Source organism: Planktothrix sp. FACHB-1355 (assembly GCF_014748295.1).
GTDB classification, from domain to species: Bacteria; Cyanobacteriota; Cyanobacteriia; order Cyanobacteriales; family Aerosakkonemataceae; genus Aerosakkonema; species Aerosakkonema funiforme_A.
The window spans coordinates 1-3,008 of sequence record NZ_JACJUP010000910.1; the positions used below are offsets into that span (position 1 = coordinate 1).

Consider the following 3,008-nt stretch of genomic DNA (forward strand, 5'->3'; position numbering starts at 1 on the left):
CTTCCCGACGCCCTAGACCCTCCCGCGAAATAAAATTTTATAAAGACTTATGAAAAAAATCAACCGATTTTGCTGTATCAGAGTAAAGATTTGATGAATCCGGTTAACAAAAGTCGCCTTTTGAGGGATTCTTTGCTAACTTGCTAGTTGTGCAGTCACGCTTTCATATCCGGCAAACAGTAAAATGTCCCAAAGTCTTATCCAAAAATGTCATAAAACGGCAATTTCATCAGAAGCATCTCAACAAGAATGGAATGTCAGCAGACCATAAAGGGTGCAAGCCAGTTATATTTGGAACGGCGGTATTTACTGCTTGACAAAATGTATCATTTGTTAAAAAATTATGAGAATTTTGGTCACTGGTGGTGCTGGGTTTATCGGTTCGCATCTGATCGATCGCCTCATGGAACAAGGACATGAAGTGATTTGCTTGGATAACTTTTATACAGGCCACAAGCGAAATATCCTCAAATGGCTGGATAAACCCTACTTCGAGTTAATCCGCCACGACATCACCGAACCGATTAGGTTGGAAGTGGATCAAATTTATCACCTAGCTTGTCCCGCTTCCCCCGTCCATTATCAATTCAACCCCATCAAAACCGTCAAAACAAACGTGATGGGAACAATGAATATGCTAGGCTTGGCAAAGCGCGTCAAAGCAAGGTTTCTACTTGCTTCCACATCGGAAGTATACGGCGATCCAGAAGAGCATCCCCAAACAGAAGAATACAGAGGCAATGTTAATACTATTGGGATCAGATCCTGTTACGACGAAGGCAAGCGCATCGCAGAAACATTATCTTTTGATTATCACCGAGAAAATAATGTAGAAATTCGCGTAGCGCGAATCTTCAACACCTATGGACCCAGAATGTTAGAAAACGACGGTCGCGTCGTCAGCAACTTTATAGTTCAGTCACTGCGGGGTATCCCCCTGACCGTATATGGAACCGGTTCCCAAACGCGCAGTTTTTGCTACGTTTCCGACTTAGTGGAAGGTTTGATGCGGCTGATGAATGGCGATCGCACCGGGCCGATCAATTTAGGCAATCCGGACGAATACACTATTCTACAACTGGCGCAGAAAATTCAGCAAATGGTGAATCCAAATGTTGAGATTAAGTACGAACCGCTACCGCAAGACGACCCCCGCAAACGCCAACCGGATATTACAAAAGCGAAAACTTGGCTGGGATGGCAGCCGACGATCCCTCTGGAAGCAGGGCTGAAGCTAACAATAGAAGATTTCAGGGCTCGCATCGAGAACTCCGAAGCATCAACAATCGGCTAAAGAAGGAATGTAGGGTATTTGGTTCCGGTTGATAGCGATCGCTAACTAAGTTTTGGGTACTATACATCAGGGCATAATCAAAAAACAGGAGTAGAGTACATCTAAGTTAGCAACATACCCTACATTCTCTATCCAAAACAAAAATTTCCATATTAGCGGAAAGCTAATATAACTGGAGTTTAGTCATTTACTTTGAGGATAAGCACAATATGCGTGTTTGCGTTATAGGTACCGGATACGTTGGTTTAGTTACAGGCGTTTGTTTGGCACATACCGGTCATCATGTGATCTGCGTAGACAACAACGAAGAAAAAGTTAAGTTAATGAAAGCCGGACAATCGCCGATATTTGAACCGGGATTATCCGAACTGATGCAGTCTACCTACCAGAACGGATTGCTGGAATTTACCACCGATATCGCCGCAGGTGTCCAGCACGGAGAAATTTTATTCATCGCTGTGGGAACGCCTCCATTGCCAACAGGAGAAAGCGATACCCGCTACGTAGAAGCAGTTGCCCGTGGCATTGGGGCCAATCTCAACGACGGCTATAAAGTAATCGTAAATAAATCTACCGTGCCGATCGGATCGGGCGACTGGGTACGCATGATCGTCATGGACGGGATCGCCGAACGCCAAAAAGTGCTGGTAGGTGCTGGTGGCGTGGAAGCAGCCGTACAAAAAATCGCCGCCGAATTCGATGTCGTCAGCAATCCGGAATTTTTACGCGAAGGATCGGCAGTTTACGATACCTTTAACCCCGATCGCATCGTTCTGGGCAGCAACAACCAGAAAGCGATCGATCTGATGAAACAACTATACACCCCCATCATCGACCGTAAGTATGCCGAAAATCCATCTTTACCGCCAGTACCGGTAGTGGAAACAGACATCAACTCGGCAGAAATGATCAAGTACGCCGCCAACGCTTTCTTAGCAACCAAAATCAGCTTTATCAACGAAGTAGCTAATATTTGCGATCGCGTCGGCGCTGACGTTACCCAAGTCGCCAAAGGTATCGGTTTAGACTCCCGCATTGGTGGCAAATTCTTGCAAGCTGGGATTGGTTGGGGCGGTTCTTGTTTCCCCAAAGATGTCTCCGCCCTCGTCCACACCGCTAAAGATTATAACTACACAGCCGAACTTCTGGAAGCAGCTGTGAAAGTCAATCAACGTCAGCGTCTGATTGCAGTCGATAAACTGCAACAAGAACTGAAAATACTCAAGGGTAAATCCGTCGGTTTGTTGGGGTTGACTTTCAAACCGGATACCGATGATATGCGGGACGCCCCAGCCCTGAATATCATCGAAGAACTCAACCGTTTGGGGATGAAAGTCAAAGCTTACGATCCGATCGTTTCTCAAACCGGTTTGCGTCACGGTTTAAGCGGCGTAATTGTCGAAACAGATCCGGAACGTTTGGCAGATGGTTGCGATGCTTTGGTACTGGTCACAGAATGGGATCAGTTCCGCACTTTAGACTACGCCAAAATGGCTAAATTGATGAATCATGCCGTCATAATTGACGGTCGTAACTTCCTGAATCCCAAGGAGATAGAAGCCGCAGGATTCCGTTATGTAGGAATTGGCCGATAAGGGAATTTTAGATTTTGGATTTGGGATTTTGGATTGAATTGAATTTGAAATCTCAAATCTGGAATCTAAAATTTATCAGTTTGCGATCGGGCAAAAAAATGCCAGATTAAACCAGCTAC

Annotated in this window: 2 protein-coding genes; both read left to right on the forward strand. The window is 45.4% G+C overall.

Annotated elements, in window-relative coordinates; all coding sequences use genetic code 11:
- The first annotated feature begins 343 nt into the window (after positions 1-343).
- Positions 344-1,294, forward strand: coding sequence for a UDP-glucuronic acid decarboxylase family protein (locus H6S82_RS26820; RefSeq protein WP_190475327.1), 951 nt, complete (start codon positions 344-346; stop codon positions 1,292-1,294).
- Positions 1,295-1,503: 209 nt separating this feature from the next.
- Complete coding sequence (locus H6S82_RS26825) at positions 1,504-2,889, forward strand: UDP-glucose/GDP-mannose dehydrogenase family protein (protein WP_190475329.1); 1,386 nt, start codon at positions 1,504-1,506, stop codon at positions 2,887-2,889.
- The last annotated feature ends 119 nt before the right edge of the window (positions 2,890-3,008 follow it).

What these genes read in the sequence shown, in the direction of transcription:
- H6S82_RS26820 (WP_190475327.1), top strand. Translation starts at nt 344, where the DNA reads ATGAGAATTTTGGTCACTGGTGGTGCTGGGTTTATCGGTTCGCATCTG.
- H6S82_RS26825 (WP_190475329.1), top strand. Translation starts at nt 1,504, where the DNA reads ATGCGTGTTTGCGTTATAGGTACCGGATACGTTGGTTTAGTTACAGGC.